Origin of the sequence: Clostridium bornimense (assembly GCF_018917145.1) — a bacterium.
GTDB lineage: Bacteria > Bacillota > Clostridia > Clostridiales > Clostridiaceae > Clostridium_AN > Clostridium_AN bornimense_A.
The window spans coordinates 1-1,107 of sequence record NZ_JAHLOD010000124.1 but is presented as its reverse complement, the minus strand read 5'-3'; the positions used below and the strand labels follow the sequence as shown (position 1 = coordinate 1,107).

The following is a 1,107-nucleotide window of genomic DNA, read 5'->3' as shown; positions in this document are numbered from 1 at the left end:
TAGGTGCAGCCGGTAAAAGGACTGCGGTCGGCAGACTAATTCAACGTGCGAATAGCACGGCCAGTAACAAAGCCTTATAGGCGCAGAGCAAACTACCCGTTTAACGGGTAGTTATGATTTATATAACAACTGGTAATATAAAACTTCAAATATAATAAGTTCCAAGCAAAAAATATAGGGGGGAGATCTAATGACAGAGGAAATACTATTAAAGATGATAGAATATTTTGATGGTGATGTAAAAAGAATAAATCATGCAATTAAAGTATATCAGTTTGCAAAATTAATATCATCTAAAGAAAATATGGAAGAAGATGAATATAGAGCTTTAGAATTAGCAGCTATATTACATGATATAGGAATAAAGAATGCAGAAAGAAAATATAATTCTTCAGCAGGAAAGTATCAAGAAATAGAAGGTCCAGCAGTTGCTGAAGAATTATTAAATGAATTTAATATAAAAAAAGATATTTTAGAAAGAATAAAGTTCCTTATAGGAAATCATCATTCATATAATAAAATTGATAAAATAGATTTTCAAATATTAATAGAGAGTGATTTTTTAGTTAATATTGATGAGGATAATATGAAAATTGAAAATATAAAAGTTATAAAAAATAAATATTTTAGAACTAATATGGGGATTAAATTAATAGAATCTATGTATATAGAATAGAAATATAAGATGAAAAAAGTAGGTAGGATAATGTGTATTATATAAATAAAAATACATATTATCCTATATTTCTTTTAAAATACACTACAAGTGTGCCTGGTGTATCAAAGTATGAAAAAGTGAGTAAAATATTGATATAAGATAATATTAAAGAGTTATTATTAAATTTTGATATGAACTCAATAAGTGTAGAATTGATGTGGTGATATAATAATCCTTGTCGCTGCGAGAGAGCAGCAACGAAAAAGAAAAAAAGTTGTTGACAAGTGTTGAAAGCTTTGATACAATGAATGAGCATCGCAAGAGAGCGACAAATGATCTTTGAAAATTGAACAGAAGAAACATATAACCAGTTAATTCTTTTAATTGACATTATATAATGTCAGCTAGTACTAAGCTAGTAAATCAAACTTGAAGTTAATGGTATGTTA

The 1,107-nt window shown here is 27.4% G+C and carries 1 protein-coding gene; it reads left to right on the top strand.

The genetic code is table 11. The features are described 5' to 3' along the window. The first annotated feature begins 190 nt into the window (after positions 1-190). Positions 191-676, top strand: a complete 486-nt coding sequence (locus KQI30_RS16815) for an HD domain-containing protein (RefSeq protein WP_216464488.1) — start codon at positions 191-193, stop codon at positions 674-676. Positions 677-1,107 lie beyond the last annotated feature (431 nt).

Coding starts and splice junctions, on each gene's coding strand:
- KQI30_RS16815 (WP_216464488.1), top strand. CDS start 191: ATGACAGAGGAAATACTATTAAAGATGATAGAATATTTTGATGGTGAT.